Source organism: Streptomyces sp. NPDC059853, from assembly GCF_042731495.1.
Classification (GTDB): domain Bacteria; phylum Actinomycetota; class Actinomycetes; order Streptomycetales; family Streptomycetaceae; genus Streptomyces.
This window is the reverse complement of the sequence record NZ_JBHWJL010000546.1, coordinates 1-1,541: the sequence shown is the minus strand read 5'-3', so window position 1 is coordinate 1,541 and position 1,541 is coordinate 1. Positions and strand designations below refer to the sequence as shown.

Sequence of the window (1,541 nt, the reverse complement as noted above, 5' to 3'; positions counted from 1 at the left end):
TCCTCGTCCTCCCTGATGCTGCGTTCCTCCTCCGCCTGCCGGCGCGGCTGCTCCTCGTCCCGCCGAGCGTGCTCGGCCTGGCGCGGCTCCTCGGCCAGCCGGGCCTCCTCGGCCTCGCGCGCCTTGCGCTCCTCCTCCTCGGCCCGCAGCCGCGCCAGCTCCTCCTGGCGCTCCCGCTCCAGGCGCTCTTCCTCCTCCTTGCGCCGGCGCTCTTCCTCCGCGCGCCGCCGCGCTTCCTCCTCGGCCTTGCGCCGGGCCTCCTCCTGCTCCCGCAGCTCCTTCTCCGAGAGCGGCAGCATCTGGTCGAGCCGGTGCCGCGCCGCCGTCGTGACCGACTCCGGGTCCTGCCCGGCGTCCACCACCAGATAGCGCGCCGGATCGGCGGCGGCCAGCGCCAGGAACCCGGACCGCACCCGCTGGTGGAACTCGCTGGGCTCCGACTCCAGCCGGTCCGGCGCCTCCGTGAACCGCTCCCGCGCCGTCTCCGGCGACACGTCCAGCAGCACCGTCAGATGCGGCAGCAGCCCGTCGGTCGCCCAGCGCGAGATCCGCGCCACCTCGGTGGCCGAAAGATCGCGCCCGGCCCCCTGGTACGCCACGGCCGAGTCGATGTACCGGTCGGAGATGACCACCGCGCCGCGCTCCAGCGCCGGACGCACCACCGTCTCCACGTGCTCGGCCTTGTCCGCCGCGTACAGCAGCGCCTCGGCCCGGTGCGAGAGCCCGCCCGTGGACACGTCCAGCAGGATGGTGCGCAGCCGCTGCCCCACGGGTGTGGCACCCGGCTCACGCGTGACGACCACCTCGTGGCCCTTGCTGCGGATCCACTCGGCCAGCTTCTCCACCTGGGTGGTCTTGCCGGCGCCGTCACCGCCCTCGACGACGATGAAGAACCCGCTGCCGGCCGTGGCCGCCGCCGGTTCCACCGAGCCGCCGCGCACCGCCGCCACCAGGTCGCGCCGCAGCGGCACCCCGCGCCGGTCGTCGGTACGGCCGAGCACCAGCGCGGCCACCGGCAGCAGCAGCGCGCCGATGATCATGAGGGTGTACGCCGCGCCCCCGTGGTCGATGACGAAGTCGCCGCGCTCCACCCGGTGCGGCCCGATCAGCGCCGCCGCCAGGGGGGCCACCAGCACCCCGAGGCCGATCGCGACCCGGACCACCGCGTGCAGGTGCTGGGTCAGCCGGGGGCGCCGGAACTCCTCGGTCTCCTGGTCCAGCAGGACGTGCCCGGTGGCCGCCGCGACCCCGGCCGCGACCCCGGTGGCCGCCGCCGTGAACAGCACCGTCGCCGGGTCGGCGATCATCCCGACCCCGAACAGGCCCAGTCCGCCGGCCGCGAGCGCCAGCGCGAAGACCCGCCGCCGCGACAGGGCGGGCAGCACGGCGCCGGACCAGCGCACCCCGGCCGCGACACCGCCGGTCAGCCCCAGGACGAGCAGCCCGTACGAGACCGGGCCGCCGCCGAACTCCAGCACCCGCAGTACGACTTGTGATTAAGAAGATTCGACCGCTGCCGACTTTTTTGGGATTGTATTTAC

Annotated in this window: 1 protein-coding gene; it reads right to left on the bottom strand. The window is 74.7% G+C overall.

All coding sequences use genetic code 11. The features are described 5' to 3' along the window. The coding region (gene tmk, locus ACFV5N_RS27735) for a dTMP kinase (RefSeq protein ID WP_385605273.1) at positions 1-1,478 on the bottom strand (1,478 nt) is incomplete at its 3' end. Positions 1,479-1,541 lie beyond the last annotated feature (63 nt).